20 protein-coding genes are annotated in these 21,490 nt (G+C 33.8%); 5 read left to right on the top strand and 15 right to left on the bottom strand.

Features of this window, described 5'->3' with window-relative positions:
* Positions 1–7 precede the first annotated feature (7 nt).
* The 15 genes from ACSHWW_RS07715 to ACSHWW_RS07645 are packed head-to-tail and all read right to left on the bottom strand — an operon-like array spanning position 8 to position 16,170.
* A complete protein-coding gene (locus tag ACSHWW_RS07715; RefSeq protein ID WP_435681859.1) occupies positions 8–916 on the bottom strand; it encodes a hypothetical protein in 909 nt (302 codons plus the stop codon).
* Positions 917–951: 35 nt separating this feature from the next.
* Positions 952–1,788, bottom strand: a complete 837-nt coding sequence (locus ACSHWW_RS07710) for a glycosyltransferase family 2 protein (RefSeq protein ID WP_435681858.1) — start codon at positions 1,786–1,788, stop codon at positions 952–954.
* On the bottom strand, positions 1,788–2,603 hold the full coding sequence (locus ACSHWW_RS07705) for a glycosyltransferase (RefSeq protein WP_435681857.1): 816 nt from the start codon (positions 2,601–2,603) through the stop codon (positions 1,788–1,790). Before ACSHWW_RS07705 ends, ACSHWW_RS07710 begins: the two co-directional genes overlap by 1 nt.
* The gene (locus ACSHWW_RS07700; protein ID WP_435681856.1) at positions 2,596–3,384 is read right to left on the bottom strand and encodes a glycosyltransferase family 2 protein; all 789 of its coding nucleotides are present in this window, start codon (positions 3,382–3,384) and stop codon (positions 2,596–2,598) included. The genes ACSHWW_RS07705 and ACSHWW_RS07700 overlap by 8 nt, the downstream gene beginning before the upstream one ends.
* Before the next feature lie 9 nt (positions 3,385–3,393).
* Positions 3,394–4,572 (bottom strand): glycosyltransferase family 4 protein, encoded by a 1,179-nt coding sequence (locus tag ACSHWW_RS07695; RefSeq protein ID WP_435681855.1) that lies wholly within the window; start codon positions 4,570–4,572, stop codon positions 3,394–3,396.
* A complete protein-coding gene (locus ACSHWW_RS07690; RefSeq protein ID WP_435681854.1) occupies positions 4,572–5,957 on the bottom strand; it encodes a hypothetical protein in 1,386 nt (461 codons plus the stop codon). Before ACSHWW_RS07690 ends, ACSHWW_RS07695 begins: the two co-directional genes overlap by 1 nt.
* Positions 5,958–5,963: 6 nt before the next feature.
* A complete protein-coding gene (locus ACSHWW_RS07685; RefSeq protein ID WP_435681853.1) occupies positions 5,964–6,458 on the bottom strand; it encodes a KdsC family phosphatase in 495 nt (164 codons plus the stop codon).
* Positions 6,459–7,208 (bottom strand): crotonobetainyl-CoA--carnitine CoA-transferase, encoded by a 750-nt coding sequence (locus tag ACSHWW_RS07680; RefSeq protein WP_435681852.1) that lies wholly within the window; start codon positions 7,206–7,208, stop codon positions 6,459–6,461. It lies immediately after the preceding gene.
* 1 nt (position 7,209) lies between these two features.
* Positions 7,210–8,244 (bottom strand): N-acetylneuraminate synthase family protein, encoded by a 1,035-nt coding sequence (locus ACSHWW_RS07675; protein ID WP_435681851.1) that lies wholly within the window; start codon positions 8,242–8,244, stop codon positions 7,210–7,212.
* Complete coding sequence (locus tag ACSHWW_RS07670) at positions 8,241–9,908, bottom strand: N-acetylneuraminate synthase family protein (protein ID WP_435681850.1); 1,668 nt, start codon at positions 9,906–9,908, stop codon at positions 8,241–8,243. Before ACSHWW_RS07670 ends, ACSHWW_RS07675 begins: the two co-directional genes overlap by 4 nt.
* 9 nt (positions 9,909–9,917) lie before the next feature.
* Positions 9,918–11,183: an ABC transporter ATP-binding protein gene (locus ACSHWW_RS07665; RefSeq protein ID WP_435681849.1), complete on the bottom strand. Its 1,266-nt coding sequence runs from the start codon at positions 11,181–11,183 to the stop codon at positions 9,918–9,920.
* A complete protein-coding gene (locus tag ACSHWW_RS07660) occupies positions 11,180–12,007 on the bottom strand; it encodes a polysaccharide pyruvyl transferase family protein (protein ID WP_435681848.1) in 828 nt (275 codons plus the stop codon). The genes ACSHWW_RS07665 and ACSHWW_RS07660 overlap by 4 nt, the downstream gene beginning before the upstream one ends.
* Positions 12,007–12,864 carry an ABC transporter permease gene (locus ACSHWW_RS07655; RefSeq protein ID WP_435681847.1) on the bottom strand — a complete coding sequence of 286 codons (858 nt, stop codon included), beginning with the start codon at positions 12,862–12,864 and terminating at the stop codon, positions 12,007–12,009. The genes ACSHWW_RS07660 and ACSHWW_RS07655 overlap by 1 nt, the downstream gene beginning before the upstream one ends.
* 38 nt (positions 12,865–12,902) lie before the next feature.
* Positions 12,903–15,362 (bottom strand): polysaccharide biosynthesis tyrosine autokinase, encoded by a 2,460-nt coding sequence (locus ACSHWW_RS07650; RefSeq protein WP_435681846.1) that lies wholly within the window; start codon positions 15,360–15,362, stop codon positions 12,903–12,905.
* Position 15,363: 1 nt separating this feature from the next.
* On the bottom strand, positions 15,364–16,170 hold the full coding sequence (locus tag ACSHWW_RS07645; RefSeq protein WP_435681845.1) for a polysaccharide biosynthesis/export family protein: 807 nt from the start codon (positions 16,168–16,170) through the stop codon (positions 15,364–15,366).
* A gap of 810 nt (positions 16,171–16,980) precedes the next feature.
* On the opposite strand from ACSHWW_RS07645, the gene ACSHWW_RS07640 reads away from it, so the two are divergent.
* The 5 genes from ACSHWW_RS07640 to ACSHWW_RS07620 all read left to right on the top strand — a co-directional run bounded on the left by ACSHWW_RS07640 (position 16,981) and on the right by ACSHWW_RS07620 (position 21,376).
* On the top strand, positions 16,981–18,861 hold the full coding sequence (locus tag ACSHWW_RS07640; RefSeq protein ID WP_435681844.1) for an ABC-F family ATP-binding cassette domain-containing protein: 1,881 nt from the start codon (positions 16,981–16,983) through the stop codon (positions 18,859–18,861).
* Positions 18,862–19,128: 267 nt separating this feature from the next.
* On the top strand, positions 19,129–19,464 hold the full coding sequence (locus tag ACSHWW_RS07635) for a GIY-YIG nuclease family protein (protein ID WP_435681843.1): 336 nt from the start codon (positions 19,129–19,131) through the stop codon (positions 19,462–19,464).
* 230 nt (positions 19,465–19,694) lie between these two features.
* A complete protein-coding gene (locus ACSHWW_RS07630) occupies positions 19,695–20,465 on the top strand; it encodes an O-methyltransferase (protein ID WP_435681842.1) in 771 nt (256 codons plus the stop codon).
* A gap of 57 nt (positions 20,466–20,522) precedes the next feature.
* The gene (locus ACSHWW_RS07625; RefSeq protein WP_435681841.1) at positions 20,523–21,224 is read left to right on the top strand and encodes an ABC transporter ATP-binding protein; all 702 of its coding nucleotides are present in this window, start codon (positions 20,523–20,525) and stop codon (positions 21,222–21,224) included.
* Positions 21,212–21,376: a hypothetical protein gene (locus ACSHWW_RS07620; RefSeq protein WP_435681840.1), complete on the top strand. Its 165-nt coding sequence runs from the start codon at positions 21,212–21,214 to the stop codon at positions 21,374–21,376. Before ACSHWW_RS07625 ends, ACSHWW_RS07620 begins: the two co-directional genes overlap by 13 nt.
* Positions 21,377–21,490: the final 114 nt, after the last annotated feature.

Below are 21,490 nucleotides of genomic sequence, written 5' to 3'. Positions count from 1 at the left end.
GACCATCTTAATAATATCTCATGTAGTTAATATAGGCTCTTTTTGCTTTATAAAGTGCCATTTTCATTTTATGAAAATTATTTTTGTGCGTAATATTTTGTGAAGGCTTTAAATAATTATAAACGTGTTCTTCCCATTTTTCATCTAACCAATCATTAAAAAATTGAGGTGAACATTTTTCTTGAACCCATTGATTTGCTTGATCAAGCAGTGAATTATTGAATATATGAAACGCAGGAAGATGAGTATCTACAAAGATCTTAATTCCTAGGACTGACGCTCTACTACATATATGCCTGTCCTCACCTTTATAAGGCATATTATTTATACGGTCAAAGGACAGACCTTTTAACATTGCGTTACGTGAAATCAATGTACAAGCTCCACCAGCTCCTACTTCATAAGTACCTGCTTTTTTAAGCTTTAAAATGGAGTCGGTATTAAAATAATCCCAGGGATGTACATCCCAACAATTGGGTTTTGCAAACAATTGATCTGTAAAAACAGTCCAAAAGATTTCAAAAACAAAATCTTTATTCAAGGATTCTAAATGTTGTAAAGTTTGTGGATGAAGCGCCAGATCGGCATCCACTAAAAACAAGGCATCATATTCATTTTCTATTGCATATTGAATAGCTTGATTTTTTATAGTAATGATACGATCTACTGCATGAAAAGTCCAATTATGATTTTTATAATCAGACTCATCTTTAAACAAACCATCAAGTAAATTAACTCTTTTATTTTCTTGAGCTAAATTAGAAATGTACTCACTAGCTTCTACTGATTTATTATCATCATAAAAAAGTAGGTCTAGTTGCAAATTTTCACATTCTTGAGTGAGCCATGTAGGCACAGCTATTTCAAGAATAGATTTTTCTTTACACAGAGAAGAAAATAATAGGACTTTTTTCAAATTATCGATGATAGATTATGATTCAAAAATACAACTTATGAAACTCTTCTTTTAAGCCTTTTATAACCCTTCAAAAAGAAAGATACCAACTTAACTTTTAAAAGAAAGAAAGCACCAAATCTCTTTTTAATATAATATGATTTACTATCTGATATTTTTTGTTGTAATTCTTGAGAAATAGAAGAACCTGATCCACCACCTAAATGCACAATGGTAGCCTCTGGAATTAAAACACTACTGTAATTATGCTGGGAATATCTCCATCCCAGCTCCATATCTTCGTAGTATAAAAAAATATGAGGATCAAACAATCCTAGCTCTTTAATTACAGTTGATTTAATAAGAATTCCAGCTGCAGCTAGATAACCTACCTCTTTTGAAGCTTCTTTATCACATACTTTATAGGTCGCATAGATTCGTGATTCTTCAATTGATAATTTATTAATCCCTAAATCGCTCCATATTTTGCGCTTCTCTAGTAGATTACCATAAGCATAATTTTGGGAACCATCTTTTTTTATGAAGTTAGGACCTACTATTCCCACATGTTCATGCTTCTCTAGATAGTCCATCATCATAGGAATACTGCTGCTGTCAACCAAATAAGCATCAGAGTTGAGTAATAGGATATATGTACCTTGAGCATGTTGATATCCTAAATTATTTGCTCTACCAAAGCCTAAATTCTCCTCACTTTTTATTAAGATCACTTCAGGAAAAGCAGCCATTGCATTTTCTATAGAACCCTTTGTACTCGCGTTATCCACCACGATCACTTCAAATAACTGCAAATCCAAATACTTATAAACGGAAGAAACTGCTTGAGCAACAAGATCAGGTGTATTATAATTAACTATGATGATGGAAACCATTACTTAAATAGCTGTTTAATCTTTCTTATCGATTTGAAAATCTTATAATTCAAACTATTTTTAAAACCGGTCAACTCCATTTCTTGATACTTCAACTTCTTTAATAATTCATGGTAACTACCAAAGGTCTTCATATAATAGTTTGCATGTTTATTAAACACATAAGACTGTATTTCGGCCTGTAATAATTGATTCACTCCAGTATTGCGAGACTCTGGTTTGATGCGATAATAAAGACTTATTTCATCAATGAATTTGACAACCGGATCATCTTTTAATAAATGAATCCAAAACTCCCAATCCTCAAGTCCTTTATCCAATTTAACATCATATCCTCCTATTCGTTGCCATTCTTCTTTTCTGTAAATTCCACTGACAGGAATTATATTAGAAATAGCAAGTTCCTTCATGCTGAATTCAGGTAATTCCCATTTTTTATTCTTCTCACCTACCATCATAACAGCTCCATAAACTACTTTACATGAAGGAGAAGTATTAAAAATATCAAATGCGCTTTCTAAATAATTTTCATGAATGTAATCATCGGCATCGAGTGGTAAAATATATTCACCTTTTGCTTTTGTAATTCCCTGATTACGAGCATTACTCACGCCAGCATTCTCTATGGACATTAAGGAAAACCTAGAATCATTTTGTATCCATCTTCTAAGAATATCCTCAGAGTTATCAGTACTACCGTCATTTACGATAATGCATTCCCAATCTTCATAACTTTGGTTTAAAACAGACTGCAGGCACTCGTCAAGGAATTCACCTTGATTATAGCACGGTACGATTACTGAAACTTTAACCATCTATTATTATATTTTTAATTTTTTTAATCAATGAATTCATTTTCTTTTTGGCAAGACTGAAATTCTTTTTTAGCTTACTAGGGTAATATGAATAATGTAATTTAAGTTTATTAGGAAAATATTGACGAATTACTTTTGCACGCTCTTTACTAATTTGCGCATGCTGTTGGCTGCTAATGCCGTCGTAGTAAAAAACACTAATGACTTCATCTACATAACGGTATTTAAGTGATTGTTTACCTATTCCTAACAAGAAGAACTTCCAGTCTGCAACTATATCTAACGAAGTATCATAAAGCTGGTTATTAAAACAATCTTTTCTAATAAGCGTTGCAGGATGCGGTAAACTATCTTTAATAAAATAATCTAAATGAAGTATAGCTGGATATTTTTTAATCCAAGTACGATCTGCTACAACCTCTATATTTCCATAAATTAATTCAACTGGATCAGTTTCATCTATAACTGCGACTAATTTTGATAAACTATGATCATCTTTAAAATGATCTCCACTATTTAAAAAAAGCAAATAATCTCCGTTTGCTTTTTCAATACCTTTATTCATGGCGTCATAAACTCCATTATCAGGTTCACTTATCCAGTAACTAAAGCAACTTTTATGTTTCTCAATTAATTCTTTACTTCCATCATTACTGCCGCCGTCTATGATTATATGATCTTTGAGAGCAATTGATTGATTTTGAACACTTTTTATAGTGCGTTCAAGACCTGATACATCATTATAATTAATCGTTAAGATTGAGATAGTATAAAAAGACATGCTTTGAATCTAATTTATCAACTTAGATAAGTGATTATGAATTTTGTGAACATAAATTTCATTAATAAAATTATCCTCAAAGTATGTTCTACCATTTTCACCTAATTTTTTCCGAAGATTTTTATTTGTAATTAAGGTAATCATTTTATCTGCTAACTCAATATGTCCATTTTGATAGAACAAACCATTATAATTTTCTTTGATAATTTCAGCTGTACCACCATCATTAAAAGCGATAATAGGTAAACTAACAGACATTGCTTCCAAAGTTACTCTGCCGAGACCTTCTTTTTTAGAACACATTAAATAAGCATCCATCTCTAAATAGTACTCAAAAGGATCATTTACTTCTCCAATGATACTTACATTATTATCCAAGTTTAAGGACTGTACTAACGTTGAAAGTTCATCCACATCTCCACCACCTATAATTAACAATTTACATGAAGGGAATTTCTCTACGACAATTTTTAGAGCCTTTATAGCCTCTATTTGCCCTTTATTTGGATGTATTAAACCTACTAAACCAAAAGTCAGAAAATTACTTTTTTCAGTTTTAATATTCGATCTTAAAGCTTCTAAAGAATAGAGGCGATCTTTGCTCATTACTGAATTGTATTCAACAATGATGTCCTTTAAGCCCAAACTATTAACGAAATTTTCTCTGACATAATTGGAAACTGAAATAATTAAATCAGAATCATTAAAAGATTTAGTAATTCTACTATTTTTATATATCCATTTAAATTGATATTGTTGAGGAGTTTCTCTAAGATGCCAAACGTGTCTGGAATCAATTAATTCTGAATAATTGAATCCAAAGTCAAAAACAGAGGTATTTGAATAAACAACATCAAAATCTTCTTCTTTTAAAATATTACTTTTGAGATTTAACAGTTGTTGCTTATTATATTTCTGTATTTTAATTCTATTTTCCTGCTTTTCCCAACAATGAATCATTTTTGACTTCAAAGAATTTGGCTTGACGTCATCGATAAAGATCCAAGGCTTAAAGTGATGAATTATAAATGGAATGTTTTTTTTTAGTAAAGCATTTGTTAAATCTCCACCATTAGGCATGACTACAGTGGAAATAACGCCAAATTTCTCTAACCCTTCAATTATATCTATCAACGACCTGTTAGCTCCGTAGAGTGAACTATAATGTGTGAAAAATAAAATTTTCATTAAGTGGTTATTAAAGGTTTTAATAGGTTTAATTTATTTTCCAAAATCCTTTCGTTAAAAACGTAAGTAAATTGTCCATCTTCAATAAATTTATTGAAAGCGGATTTGCCTTCCTCTCCATAAATTAAAACTTCGATTCCTAAATTATAAGCTTCTAAAGCAGTTCCTGAAAAACAAGTAATTAAACCAATTGATTGCTTTAACAACTCTTCTAAAACTGAAGTATTTGCTTCATGTATATATAGGTTTTTTTTATTTAGCTTATCCAACTTATTTAATTGTGTCTTATCATTAGGATACCTGGGATGAAGACGTATGAACCATTGATGATTATCATCTTTAATTATAAAATCCTCTAACCATTGAGGCATCCAGATACCCTGTAAACAAATCAACAATTTGTTTCGCTTTTTTTCTCCTAAAGTTGGAAGCGGTGCTAAATGTTTAATCCCAACTATTTTTCCTTGAGGTTTATGACAAACTCCTACAAAATTGTCATTTATCAATAATAGATCACTTTTATTCCATACATAAAAGTATGATGGAAAATGTAAATATAGCTCATCTACTCTTTCCCATTTTGAATAGGCAAAATGGGAATTAGAAATTGCACTATGTTGATATTCAATTGTTTTTATATTTAATGAATTTGCAGCACTGATCATTGCATTAATCCTATTTTCATAAAAACAATAGCCTTGAACAATCGATGGTTTAAGTTTCAATAATAATTGTCGATAAGCATTTTTATGTACTAAATATTCAACGACTTGATCTGCTAAAAAAACATCAATTCCCTTAAATGATTTACCGACATGAGATTGAAGGTGCGAGTTTATACTATCACCATATTTTTTAAAAAACTTTAATGATTTTTTTGAAAATGAATATTTGAGAGAATAAAGTATTTTATACCATTCTATAAATAAATCCAAATAAAAATCACTAAACTCGTTATTATTTTTCGCATCCAAGTAAAGTAACAATCTATCTTTTGGCGAATATTTCTCTGTAAAAGCACTTAAGTATAAATTTTGACATTCATCATTCAATAAAGTGTTGTGAGTAGTATTACCGACAAAAACTATGTGTTTTTTAGAGAACTTTACAAAAAACTTAAAGTAAAAAATTTTTAACGATAAAATAAAAAGGGATTTGAGGATATAAAAATAACTTGATACACTTCCATATTTATTTAAATATAAAGGTCTATAGTCATTAAAATTAGGAAAACTACCTTTTGCATAGGCTAAATGAAGCTGATAACTTAATTGAATTTTCAAAATAAATTCAATGTTAATGCCAAAGAAAGAATCAAATATATCTATAACTGAATTATTGATTTGCTCTACAATACCAATATATTCCGATCTGTTTTTGAACATTATACACTAAAAATGAGTAAGTAAATTGGTAATTCTGTCATTACCTAAAATGGTCTCAACAAACTCTCTAAACGCACCTTCTCCACCTGCCTTTTGGGTTGTAAAATGTGTGATTTTTTTAATATAATCAGGTGCATTAGCAGGACTGGCACTAACACCTGCTTCTCTTAATAAACTGATATCACCTAAATCATCTCCTATGTAAGCTACATCACTAATTTGAATATTTAAATCTTTACAGATTTGTAAGGCTACTGGTAATTTATCTCCTATACCTTGATGTAATATGCTTATATTTAATTTTTCTGCTCGTTTAGCGACTATGTTCGTATTCTCTCCTGTTATAATCCCTACAGGAATATTTAGTCTTTTACAAAATAGTACTCCTGCACTATCAGAAGTATTAAATTTTTTAAATTCATTTCCTGTTTGATCGTAGTACATCCCTCCATCAGTCCATACACCGTCAATATCTGTCAAAACTAATTTCGGTAATTTCATTTATTCAAAGATTAAATATGATTGAATACCACTAAAAGGGCTTCTTTTAATTGCATAATTATGCGTGCCAAATACTTCGCGTAAAGCAATGGTTTCTCCAGGAAAATTTGGATCAACAAGTTCATCAAAACCAATTATACTACCCTTAGTCAAATATGGTTTTATCAAATGCAGGCATTCTTTTGTAGGTTGATAAATGTCAAAATCAAAATATGCAAATGCGATAATTGTTTCTGGGTGTTGCTGTAAATAATTAGCTAAAGTTTCAATTGCATTTCCTTTTACAATTGAATTCTTTTGGATTTGTGAAAGCGGACTTTCAGTTTCGTGATAAGCAAGTATTTTATTTAAGTAGTCTTCATAAAATTCAGATACTCCAAAAGCACCTTTTTCTATTATTTCATGATTACCATCTTTTATATCTATGCTATCAAAACCCTCAAAAGTATCAAATCCAATGATTTTTCTGCTATAGTTATATGGCTCATGAATTCCTCTCAAATTGTTCAATGTTACTAAATTTTGTCCCCATCTTACACCAAATTCCATTATTACTCCATGAACATCTTTTATTTTACTATAGAGGTCATTCAAGAATAATTGTTTTGTAAAGTCTTGCCTTTTTACAAAAAGTCCAAGATTTGATAATCTTTCATTAATAGGAATGGGACATTGCTCATACAATCGTTGAAATTCTTCTCTTTTTTGCAACTCTGAATTAGAAGCTAAGGTTTTAGTTTTAATTGCCATATTATTTAAGATTTTCCATTAGTAAAATCTCGTTTGATGGCATGTCCGTCAATAAGGTTTTACCTATAATTTCTTCGCGATTAGTCCATTTAATACCATTTCCTGGAGATAAAAGATGAATATCATCTTCAGTAATTACATGACCTTTAAGTAGCTTTTTATTTGATGCAATCGAGCGTTCTAATTTTTCTCTAGCAGTTTTAACACTATCGGCAATGAAGATTTTCTCTTCTCCCATCGATTCTTCTATAATTCTTATGTCTCGCATCATTCGGTAAACGCCTTCTGGCCCTAAGGATCCAGCTTGATCAGTTCCTTTCATCCCTCTATCTAAGGTTATATGCTTTTCAATTATCTCGGCACCGAGAGACATTGCTACTACTGGCGCTGTGATACCAATTGTGTGATCTGAATAACCAATCGTATATTGAGGATATAATTTTTTTAAATAAGGAATTGTATTGAGATTAGTATTCTTAGGTTGAGTAGGGTATTCAGAAACACAGTGTAAAATTGCAATATCCTCATGAAATTTTGTAAGAACTTCAAGAGCGTCATCCAACTCTTTCTTACCAGCCATACCAGTGGATAATATTATTGGCAACTTAGTTTCCGCTAAAGCTTCGAGTAATGGCAAATTAGTTAGATCTCTACTCGCTACTTTTAATTTATCTGGTGTAAAGAATTTAAGCATAGAGAGGCAAGAAGGTGCGCAAAGGGTTTCTACAAAATCTAAGCCTTTACTCTTAGCGTGTAAGTAGATCTCAAAATGCTCTTCATCATTTAATTCAAGAAAATCTCTATGTTCACCATATGTTTTTCCAAAACTATTTGGGTTATTATAAGGTCTGTTCATTTGTGAATCAGACAATTCATATTTTAAATCTCTTTTTGTTAATTTAATAGCATCCATTCCTTTAAAGGGAATATCAAAATAACCTTCTTTTCTAGGTTTAGTAATAAGATCAATTATAACTTTAGCTAAGTCTGTTGATCCATTATGATTCTGTCCAATCTCACCAATTACATAGGTCATTTGATAATATATATTTTTCGCGCAATGCAGTTTTTCTCTTTAAAAGATTTAATATACTCCTTCATTTTAATTTTTTGACCTTTAGGTAATTTTATTTCCTTTTCGACATCTACTTTGTCACAATTTTCAAGATTATCGTCGATATCTTTTAACGTGACTTCATTCAAATTCTTTTTCCCTATGTTATTTAAAAGATTCAAACATCTTAAATAATCTTCTTCATAATCAACCGATAGGTTAACCAATTCAGATTCGTTATTCATTTCTACGTCAATAGCACCCATTCTTATATCTTCATCATTCAGAACATACCAAGACAAATACTCAGAAGTCATAGTGTCATCTAATTGTAGATATAAATTCCACAAATATTTAGTTGAAAAAAGTTCTGCTCCTACTCCAAAAGGTACTCCATTAACTTTAACATAGTCCAAATCATGTAAGTGAAGCAACTCGACCATCTCGTCTAATAATTGTGGATCTGTAAAAGGGTTATCTCCGGTAACTCTAAAAATAGCAGAAGCTTGTTCTTCCATTGCTAAATCGAGCATCCTATCAATAACAGAAATAGGATGACCTTCAAATACCTTAAGATTTTTTTCTTGAAATAAATTCACCAAAGGTTTATCCTCATTCAAGTTACTAGTAGTAAGAAATACTTTCTTTATTTTATTAGCCAGCGATAACCTCTGATATAAGCTCACAATCATTTTATCACCACCAAAAGGTAAGAGGACCTTATTTTTCAATCGTTGTGACTTTAACCTTGCAATGACTGCTACAACAATATTATTTTGATCAAATGTGTTAATTTTATTTTCTATAAAATGCTGACCTTTATCTGACCTCTTCAAAGTGTTTGAATTTGGAACTACCTTTTTGTACATGATATTCCTGAAGGCCTTTTCATTTTCTGTGGGATGTTTTACTCCATTACCTAATGCCAATTCATATTGTCTGATGGTATGCACCATTGAAGCAAACTCATGTGGATACAAAGATACTTGCCAGTCAAAATTCCTATGATTTCTAGACAATGTGATATGCTTTTCAATATATCTACATCCTTTAGCTAGCAGCATTAAAGGTACGTTTTGAGTATCAATAGTATGGTCTGCAAACCCTACATGAAAACCAAAATCATTTTTAAATGTATCTAATACATTTAAGTTTAATTCTTCTACCTCAGATGGATAATTACTATAGCCAGAAAATAATGCTTCTACTTTATCTTCTCCTAAAATATTGATACCTAATTTAACTTCAAGAAGTGTAGCACATTGAGTTTCAAGAATTACTCTACAATCACTTTTTTGAGCAATCTCTTCTAATAATGGTTTATTAGTAATGTCTGTAGCATGAATTTTTATCAGTCTATAACCGTATGAATAGCATAAGGAAAAAGATTCTTCATCTAAAACACACGGAATAACATCTAAAGATATATCATTACAATAATCAAATAACTCAATCCATTCTTTCTTACTAAATTCAGTTTCTTTATATAAGGTATATTTAGAATAATCTTGAGTGCAAAATGCCTCCACGTTCATTACTTGACAAGTAAAAAAATCAGCACCTGATTTCCTTGCTTCATTAGCAAGATTTTTCAAATAAGTTAATGAACCTTGATGATTAAAAGCACTTTCAGCTATTATTTTCATACACAAACTTTAAGAATTCCATTTAAATTTTTTATAAATATAACCAGCCCTTTTTGATCGAACATTTTTAGAATCTTGCAACTCAAAATTCAGCAAACTTGGAAAATGATTTGTTTGACCAGTATCATTATTAACGATTCCTACGTACAAGTAATATCTGTCTGGTTTGAGTAATGGTTGCTCTATTTTAATAGAGTAATTATAATATCCAGGTTTCTCAGGTAAAACATTACTATTATTATCATTAATATCTGAAAATATCACAAACTCATCTCTACTATTTTTAAAGTGAAACGATATCAAAGGTTTTCTAATGACCTTCTCACATTTGATTCTGAAATTAATATAAAAGTCGGTGTACACATCATGAATACCCTTTACTAAAGTTCCATTCTCTAGATTTAGAGATACACTAATTAATTTTAGATCTTTATCAACTAAGTTTTCCGGTTGCACCTGAACTTTAAATCCTTCGGTATTATCAGCTAAATATTGATCTAACACATTACTGGTTATATCATGAGCAACAATTGAACCGTTCTTCAATAAAATACATCTAGGACATAATCTGTTTATGGCTGCCATATCATGACTCACAAATAGCACAGTCCTTCCACCCGTATTTGAAATATCTTGCATTTTTCCAATAGCCTTTTTCTGGAACTCAGCATCACCGACAGCAAGCACCTCATCTACTACCAAAATATCGGGTTCTAGAAACGCCGCTACGGCAAATCCTAATCGCACACGCATACCGCTCGAGTAACGTTTAACCGGTGTGTCTATATACATTTGACAACCCGAGAATTCTACGATCTCATCTATCTTACTGGTGATTTCATCTTTGGTCATTCCCAGTATGGCGCCGTTGAGAAAAATATTTTCTCTACCAGTAAGTTCTGGATGCATGCCGGTTCCTACTTCTAGTAAACTCGCAATGCGACCTTTGGTTTTAATAAATCCTGTAGTAGGGCTAGTTACTCGAGATAAAATTTTAAGAAGTGTAGATTTTCCTGCTCCATTTTTGCCTATAATTCCTAGAATTTCGCCACGTTTAACCTCAAAGTTAATATCTCTCAATGCCCATACATAGTCAGAACTTGCTGTGGCGCTTCGGTCGTTTATCGCTCCTATTTGTAAATATGGATCTTCCTTGCCTCGCACTCTGTGCCACATTCTGTTTAAATCATGTGCGATAGTACCAGTTCCTACCAGTCCCAGACGGTACTGTTTAGAAATGTTTTCTGCTTTTAAAATGATATCATCATCGCTCATGAGTCGGTAGATTTAAAAGGACATACTTGCATTAAATTTTCTTGTATTTCTAGAATCGCGGCAGCTTGTGGCAATCGCTGCTCGTGACGGGTTACTTTTTCTATACAAATTTCAATCTCTAGGGATTCATTCATAAATTCTGGATCATAAGGATCAAGTCCTACAGACATTAAATAATCGTGATATTTCACTCCATCACCATAAATACGGTCAGAGAATTGTACTTGCACCGCCGGAATTTGATATGCATGCGCTACTATAATTCCGTGTAAAGATGAAGATAAAATATGTTTACAAGATAAAATCTCGTTTGTCGTATGCTCTACATCATTGGTTTTAAAGTTAATGATTTTTATGCGATCATGATCCTTATACCATTCCAGCACATGTTCATAATCATTGATATGTGGCACGATTCCTAGTTGATATTTTTTTTCTACTCGTGGACGATAATGTAATGGCAGCAGTAAAGCAGGATCTCCATAAACTGCCGGACAATCGTAACCTAGTTCTTGAATACGCTTGCGCGAAAGCGGACCTCTCACCGCCAAAAATGTTCCACTAGCCACTTGTGCCTTTCTAGAGATAATGCCACTACCCCAAACGGTGCAATGCGACCCAATATGTTCTAGAATACTACCTATAGTCACATATAGCGGTTTCCAGTAATTTTTCAAGTAAAACTTGTGAGCACGTTGCCATATTACTTTTTTACCTGCTATTTTTTCTACCAGATATTTCCCTAATAAATCACCATAGTTTTCATAATCCTTTTTCTGGATATAAATCTCGCTCCACCAGTATAAACGTATCGTTTTTCCCATTATACGGTATCTATAAAGGTTTTTTCGGTCTTATTAAAAACAACAAGACCTATAAAAAACAACATCAGTCCTAGTCCAAGCCCTACATAAATTCCAGTCCAGTGAATCTCAAGATTATCAAACCATATCGTACGATAACTCTCTATAATATGCGCTAGCGGATTCCACTCTACTGCCCAATAATAATCCTTTAATTTATCTTGAGCGGCCTCCATAGAGTACATGACAGCACTTAAATACATCACAAGATTTAACCCAAAACCTATAAGAATAGATAAATCTCTATATTTAGTGGTAAAGGCAGATAGAATCATTCCTATTCCCATAGCCAATAAAATGACATTGAGTATAACTATTGGCAATAAAATAAGGTAAAATGATGGGCGCACTTCCATGCCATTAACAGCATAATAGACATAAAAAATAATCAAGATTAATAATTGTATTCCAAATTTAAAAAGTCCCGACAGCACCTTAGATGCTGGCGCGATAAATCGTGGAAAATACACTTTACCGAAGAGTCCAGCATTTGACTTAAAAGTATTACTGGTCGCGTTCAACGATTCCTTGAAGTAACTCCACAGCGTTAAACCGGTTAAGTTGAATAAAAAGTTAGGAATCGCACCATTGTCTATTCCTGCCACTTCATTAAATACCAGAGTAAAAACCACACTCGTAAAAAGTGGTTGAATTAAAAACCATAATGGCCCTAGAATGGTTTGCTTATAAACAGTAACGATATCTCTTTTTATAAAAAGAACAAGTAAATCTCTATAGCTCCATATCTCGACTAAATTCAAATCTATTAGTTTGCCCTTAGGTTTTATTTCATAAAGCCATTCTTGTTTTTGAGCCATTATCTCTTATTAAACGCTTTCGCAAAAGCGGAATTAAACTATTTATTAGGGATGAGAATTGCCTTGATAATTTTTTTAACTCGTGTTAAAAAACCGTCTTTCATGTCATTTTCATGATACCCATTTCCATAAGCTCCATAGCCATAACCATAACCGTAGCCATAACCATAACCATATTTACCACGCTCATTAAAGTAGTTAAATACAAAACTAAGGTTCTTAATCTCTTCACGATTATATTTTTCATTCACTACATCAAGCATTCCTTTCTTAGTATATCCCTGACGCACCATGTACAAAGAGGCGTCGGCATACTTAGCAATCTCGAGCGCATCAGCCACTAGTCCTAGTGGTGGCGTGTCTAGAATGATGTAGTCATAGTCTTTTTTAAATTGCTCAATCATTTCTCCTGCTCTCCTGGACATGATCAACTCACTAGGATTAGGTGGTACTGGACCTGACAATGCTATATCTAAATTTTCCATTCCCGCAGAACGTATAATTTCATTTAAATTACAATCATTTACGAGGTAATTAGAAACCCCTAAATCATTATCGATTCCAAAATCGTCAAATATTTTAGGTTTCCTCAAATCCATTCCTACCAGTAAGGTACGTTTTCCACTCAAAGCAAAAACAGTTGCAAGGTTGATACTAGTAAAGGTTTTACCTTCTCCACTTACACTACTGGTTACCATTATAGTACGAGATCCATCTAAGGAATCTTGATCATAAATAAAATGTAAACTGGACCGTATTCCTCTGAAGGATTCTGCAATGGTAGATTTAGGCTTATCCTTAACAATCAAATTAGTAGGGTGATCCATTTTACCTATTACACCTATGAGTGGTATTTTAGACAATTTTTCAATATCCTTAGGAGAATGGACATAAAAATCAAGTAGTGTGAGTATGAATGCTACTGTTATAGGAATAGCGATCCCTACAAGCAGCGCCATTAGATAGTTGATATTCAAGTCCTTACTAGCACCACCGCCACCGGTATCTTTAGCCTCATCTATTACATAAACGTCTGATACATTTGCAGCTTTGATGAGTTCAGCTTCGGCTTTCTTGGCCATGAAGATATTATAGGTGTTTTGATTCACATCAAACTGTCTCTGGATTTTGAGAAATTCTTGTTGCTCTTTTGGTAATTTTTTAATTTGTGCTTCCACTTTATTAATTTGACCATAGAGATCATTAATTTCTTGACTTAAAAGTGATTTAGAGCTGGTGATATTTTCATATATCACTTGTTTTACAGCATTAATATCTCGATCTATTTCACGAAACACAGGAGCATCTGCACGCATAGCAAACTCTCTTTTTTTACGTTCCTCACTCAATGTAATTAAGCGAGCAACTGCCGCAGATATACTTCCTTCTCCTATACCAACTACTGATGGTGCTTGAATAGCGGTATAGTCCGTTTTATTTTGTAAGTAGCTTTTTAAATTATCGTAATAATTTAATTTGTTTTGAATACCGCGTTTTTGAATTTCAAATTCAGTGAGCTTTTTATTAAAATCCGAATTTTGGACAGTTGCATCGAGCATTTGAGATTTATCTCTGAAGTCGTCTAAATCTTTCTCAGACTTTTTCAACATCTTTTCTTGAACGATTAGTGAACTATCAATGTATTGAATGGTACTGACCGCATATTTATTCTTGCGCTCCAGCTCACCTCTTTCTAGAATGACGGAACTGGTGTTGATATAATCTATAAGTCGCTGTTTGTTTTTACCAGATAAACTAAGCAGTAATATTGAAGATCCTTTTGGCTCCTGTCTTATGGAAATCGCTTTGTAACGATTTACAGTTCCCCAATAATTTCCAAAATTAAAAAGCCATTCTCCCTTCTTTATTTGCTCACCTCTTTTGTCAATGACTACTTTAAGAAATGGTAAATCTATTTTATCGCCAAATTTGAATTGCTTTTTCCAAGGTCCTTGCGGCACATTAACAGGCACTGGTTTTTTACTAGCGTAATCATAACCGCTCGCTGTTGAGCTAGAAAAATCTGTAAAAAGCTCAAAACGCTCTTGATCTAGAACTTTAATTCTTATATTTTTCCCATAAAGTTGTGCTGAACTCGTATCTGCATAGATAAAGAACGGTGTTTTCTTATAGGCATCAGTATTATAATAATCACCTTCTTTTACGTAATTGATATAATACTGCAACTCATCCACAACTTGCTCTGCGTGCGTGCGAGACTTGAACTGTACAATTGCTGTTGTCACTTTATCAGTTGTTCCACCCCAATTGAAGGTTAAACTAGTATTACTAGTAAATAATGGATTTGAATTATCTTTAATACTTATCAAGGAGTTAGCACTATAAACCGTTTGAATAAATTGGTTTTTATAATGAGCATAACCCAAGCCTATTCCTAGACAAAGAATGAATAACCACCACAATTTGATCAGTTTTGTAAAAAACTGTCTGATATCAAATATCCCAGATAAGGAATTAATTTCTCTTTCTTCTTCCATCTTATAAACGTGTAAAGAATAATACGGTAGTCACCAAGGTGGTCACAACGGAAATTATAGTTGTAAAAGATGCCAGCCCAGTTGTACCTGTCCCCAGAGATTTCTGTGGTAAAGGATCTACTACAATCATATCGTTAGGTTGAATATAGTAGTATGGTGAGTAAATCACTTCAAGTTGTGTAAGATCTAGGTGATGTACTTTAACACCATCAGGATATTGCCTGACGATTCTCACATTAGTCAAATCACCAGTTATAGGTACACCACCACCATTTGCTATGGCTTCAACTATGGACACTTGATCCCTATAAATTGTTTGTTCTCCTTTACCACTTACTTCTCCAGCCATTACATATCGCAAGCCACCAAGGCGCACAGTAACAAATAAGTCTGCATTTTCTTTAAAATACTCGGATAGCAATCTTTTTTCAATGAGTTCTCTTAATTCTTCAAGTGTTAACCCTAGTGCTTTAATTTTCCCTAATTGTGGTACTCTTATATCACCATGTTGATCAATGGTGTATCCACTAAAATAAAGTCCGCCAGCTTGTTGAATACTTGCATTTCCGTTACTATTTGCTGAAACGTTAAACATCGATACCAGCTGAGGATCATAAGGAGCTTTGATTTGTATGCTCAAAATATCATTGATTTGTAATCTATAAGGTGGCTGTACTTTTTGAATGGTAATTAAGGAATCATTCTTAACAGAATCTGACTCCTGTAAATATGTGATTTTACGGGTAGGAATACAGGAACTTACCATAAGAACCAGTATCACTATTAATAAACCTATTAGGGAACGCATATACTAAATTAGAATAAGCGGTAAATATAAAGTTATCTAGTGAAAATGCCTATTTAGTAGAACCTATTCTATGAGCTACTCGTTGAAATGAATGGATTGCTAGTTTTCAGTCGCAGTATTGAGTCGCAGTGTTCAGTTGCAGTCTCAGTTTTCAGTCGCAGTTACAATGTCAGTTCGAGAGCAGTTTCAATTTAAGTTTCAATTTAAGTTTAAGTTTAGATTTAGGTGGGAATCTTACATATTAGGAAATGATTTTTTATGTCGGTTCGAGCGAGAGTCTGTCTGCCGGCAGAGGCAGGTCGAGAACGGTTTTATCTGTTGAATATCGAAACTGATTAACGATTAACGCTTTGAGATTTAAAAAGTCATTCTTGAAACACCCATCCCAGCCTTCCTTCAAGGGAAGGAGTTTTATGTTTTAGAACTTGAAAATTAGTCAACAGTCTTGACTATACATGGAATACCAATTTGAGTTTTTGAGTCATGAGATTTGCTTTCTTCCTCTAGTTTACAACTCCGATGTCAGCTCGAGCGCAGCCTGTTTGCTTAAATATCAAACATTGATTAACGATTAACGATAAACGATTAACGATTAACGATTAACGATTAACGATTAACGATTAACGAAATTTGAATTCTTAGTCTGAAGTCTTGAATCTCCAATAAAAAATTAGACAATCCAAAATCAAATTTTCACGAAGTGAAAAGAGATTAAAAAATCAAACACCTACGACTTTAAACCATCAACCTAGAACCTTTAACTCACCTTAAAAACTCGTATCATTGCAATCTCTTAAAACTTAGGAATTCATGAACTATATATCTGTTGAAAACGTCTCTCGTAGCTTTGGGGAACGTGTGTTGTTTGATAATATCTCGCTTGGGATAAATGAAGGTCAGAAAATAGGTTTTGTTGCAAAAAACGGATTCGGTAAAACGTCTTTACTCGATATTATAATAGGTAAAGAACCACCTAATACAGGAAGCGTGAATAGACGTAATGATTTGCGCATGGCATTTTTACTACAAGAACCAGACTTGAATCCTAATTCTACGATTGAAGAAGTTATTCTGGATTCAGACATTCCTACCATAAGAATTATTGCAAACTACGAGAAAGCCTTGCAAAACATGGAAGATGCAGATAAGTACCAGGCGGCTTTTGACGCGATGGACGCTGCCAATGCTTGGGATTTTGAAACCAAGTACAAGCAAATTCTTTCTAAACTTAAACTCGACGACCTTTCTCAAAAAGTAGCTAACCTCAGTGGTGGACAGAAGAAACGTATTGCAATGGCGATCGCGCTAATCTCAGATCCTCAATTGCTCATTATGGATGAGCCTACTAACCACCTGGATCTTGAAATGATTGAATGGTTAGAAGAATATTTCAAGCAAGAAAATTATACCATTCTCATGGTAACGCACGACCGTTATTTCCTAGATCGTGTGTGTAATGAGATTATAGAACTGGATAACGGTAAACTTTATACCTATAAAGGAAACTATTCTTACTATGTTGAGAAAAAAGAGGAACGTCTAGAGATTGAGCAAACCACTCAAGAAAAGGCACAACAGCTCTATAAAAAAGAATTGCAATGGATGCGTCGTCAGCCTAAAGCGCGTACGACTAAGTCTAAATCTCGTATCGACGATTTTTACCAGATTAAAGAAGCTGCTCACAACCGTCGTAAAGACCATAAAGTAGAGCTAGAGATTAACATGGAACGTCTAGGAACTAAAGTCGTAGAACTTCATAAAATCTCAAAATCGTTCCCAGGTAAAAACCTTATCGATAACTTCTCTTATAATTTCATTAAAGGAGAACGTATAGGAATCATAGGTAAAAACGGAACTGGGAAATCAACATTCCTCAATATGTTAACCGGTAATTTGCAGCCAGACTCTGGAAAAGTAGTCACTGGTGAAACCGTTAAAATAGGTTACTACACGCAAAACGGAATCGACATCAAACCAGGTCAGAAGGTGATTGATGTGATTAAAGAATATGGAGAGTACATACCGCTGAATAAAGGTAAAATCATCAGTGCGAGTCAGCTGCTGGAGCGATTTATGTTTGATAGCAAAAAGAAGCATGATTTTGTAGAAAAACTCAGTGGTGGCGAGCGCAAGCGATTGTATTTGTGTACCGTTTTGATTCAGAATCCTAATTTTTTAATTCTTGATGAACCTACAAACGACCTTGATATTCCTACTTTGAATATTCTCGAGAATTTCCTTATGGATTTCCCAGGTTGTCTGATCGTAGTGAGTCACGACCGTTATTTTATGGATAAGATTGTGGATCATTTATTTGTGTTCAACCAGTCAGGAACCGTTACAGATTTCCCTGGAAACTACAGTGATTTCCGCGCTTATGTAGGAAATACAGACCTTGCACTTGATAAGGATGATACCGCTCAAGGCGAAAAGGTAATCGCACCAAAACCCGTAGAAAAGAAAAAAGTTGCAGCTGCAGGACCTACTCGCGAGCAGCAGAAAGAAATTTCCAGACTAGAAAACAATATTAAAAAACTTGAAGAGCAGCGTGCTAAACTCCAAGAATCATTTCTAGACACCACACTCACACCAGAAGAACTCGCCGCAAACTCCATCAAACTCGATCAAGTAAAAGCTGATCTAGAAGAAAAAGAAATGGAGTGGCTGGAACTTACTGAGGCTATTGGGTAATAGAAATTGAACTTGAAATTGAATGTCAGTTCGAGCGCAGCCTGCCTGCCGGCAAAGGCAGGTCGAGAACAGTTTAGAATTACTCTAACCCTTTTAACAATCTTGTCAGTTCGAGCGCAGCCTGCCTACTAGCAAAGGCAGGTCGAGAACAATTTAAAACTCTTAACTTACTCAAAACCGATATGTCAGTTCGAGCGCAGCCTGCCTGCCGGCAAAGGCAGGTCGAGAACAATTGAGAATCTAAATAGTTTTTATTAACTTGTAGTTATGTTTTCTTACCAATACTATGTTTACTTATTAGAATGTTCAGATAATTCTATTTACACAGGTATCACAAACGACTTAGAAAGAAGATTCATTGAACATCAAAAAGGAACTAAAGAACATACTTACACATCAACTAGAAGACCTGTGAAACTCATTTTCTCAGAATGTTTTAACGATGTATTACAGGCAATTTACTTTGAAAAGAAAATTAAAAAGTGGAGTTCAAAAAAGAAAAGAGCCTTAGCAACAGGTGATTTTGATATGCTAGTTATTTTGGCAGAATGCAGAAATTGGACGCATTATAAATATGGTCCAGATTTTAAACTAGTTTTGTAGAATATAAACTGTTCTCGACCTGCCTGCTGGAAAAGGCAAACTGCGCTCGAACTGACATTGGAGAAGTTAAATTGTCAAGAAAAAATTTCAGCTACAACACCACGATAGATCACTGCTTCATTGTTTTTAAATTAGCTTTGCGATTGTCAACCTGTCCTCGACTGCGCTCGAACTGACATTGAGGTTCAAATAAACAACAAACCACAAACAACAAACCATAAACCAACAAGTTGCTCCACCAACTCAAACATTACATAAAACACAGTCTCAAATCCTTTCATTTACATGGGATTCACTCGCCGTTTGTATTTACACTGGAGAAAAAATGTTTAAGAGATAAAGATCATTATGAGCAGTATGGTGAAATGTTACGCTTTCGCGAAAGCTTACAATACAATCACACGATCCTTAACATAAAAGATTATGGTGCTGGCAGCAGAGTTTTTAAATCAAACGTGCGCAAAGTCAGTGATATTCTCAAGCACAATTCTAGTGATCAAAAATCAGCAGCTTTACTTATGCGATTGTGCTCCTATTTTAAGGTGCAACAGGTGCTGGAGTTGGGAACTTCTCTGGGAATTGCTACGCAAGCGATGGCGATTTCAAAACCCGATGTTCATATCACAACCGTGGAAGGAAGTCCTGAAGTACAGCAATTTGCCGTTCAATCCTTTAACGATTTGGGATTAAAAAATATTATTAGTATTTGTTCAAAGTTTACAGATTTTCTGGCTGATCATGATAGCAGTTATGACTTGATTTACATCGATGGACACCACGATGGTGCTGCTACCCTAGCCTATTTTGAGAGCTGTTTGAGATTTGCTCATAATAACACTGTTTTTGTCCTAGATGATATTTACTGGTCTGGCGATATGACTGCGGCATGGGATCAATTATGTCATCATTCACAGGTTACGGCAAGTGTAGATTTATATGATTTAGGCTTGTTATTTTTACGTAAAGAACAATTGCAGGAACGTTTTTACATCAAATTGTAACGTTAAGAGATTTAAAACGTCCTATGAGAAAGGAGCTTAATTCTATACTTTTACCTTATGAGCGATAATGTTATTGATGTGCGCGGTATTGTGCGTAATTTTAAACTAGGACAAGAAGTTGTAAAAGTTCTCAAAGGAATAGACCTCGAGATCAAACGTGGTGATTATGTAGCACTTATGGGACCATCGGGTTCTGGTAAATCTACTTTAATGAACTTGCTGGGTTGTCTAGATACACCTACTGCTGGTTCTTATAAATTGAACGGTACTGATGTTTCTAGCTTGAGCGATGATCAACTGGCCAATATTAGAAATACCGAAATAGGATTTGTTTTCCAAACTTTCAACCTGTTACCTAGAACTACGGCACTGGATAATGTAGCATTACCGATGGTATATGCTGGGAAATCTAAAAAACAACGTAATGCTCGAGCGACCGAAGTGCTTGAAAGTGTAGGCCTAGGAGATCGTATGGATCACCAGCCTAACCAACTTTCTGGTGGACAGCGCCAGCGTGTTGCAGTAGGAAGAGCGCTAGTTAATAACCCATCCATCATACTAGCCGATGAGCCTACCGGAAATCTAGATTCTAAAACTGGTGTGGAAATCATGGCACTTTTTGATAAAATCCATGCCGATGGTAATACCGTTATTCTCGTAACTCACGAAGAAGAAATCGCTGAGCATGCTCATAGAGTCATCCGTTTACGAGATGGAATTATAGAAACTGATGTACGTAATAAACCATGGAAGGAATAAGTAATTACACCGACTGGCTTTATATAGGAGCTGTAGTTATTGCCTTTTTTGTGTTCCTTTTATGGAATCGCAAAACCCATGGACGTTCTAGAACTAAAGATAGACGTAGTTTTAAAGCACGACTTGAGGAACGGAAGAGAGAAGAAAAGTAGGCAGGTTCTTAGTAGGCAGTAGGCAGTCCTGTATTTAGTATTTAGTATTTAGTATTTAGTATTTAGTATTTAGTATTTAGTATTTAGTATTTAGTATTTAGTATTTAGTATTTA

Origin of the sequence: Nonlabens sp., assembly GCF_051251825.1 — a bacterium.
GTDB lineage: Bacteria > Bacteroidota > Bacteroidia > Flavobacteriales > Flavobacteriaceae > Nonlabens.
This window is presented reverse-complemented; position numbering and strand designations above follow the sequence as displayed.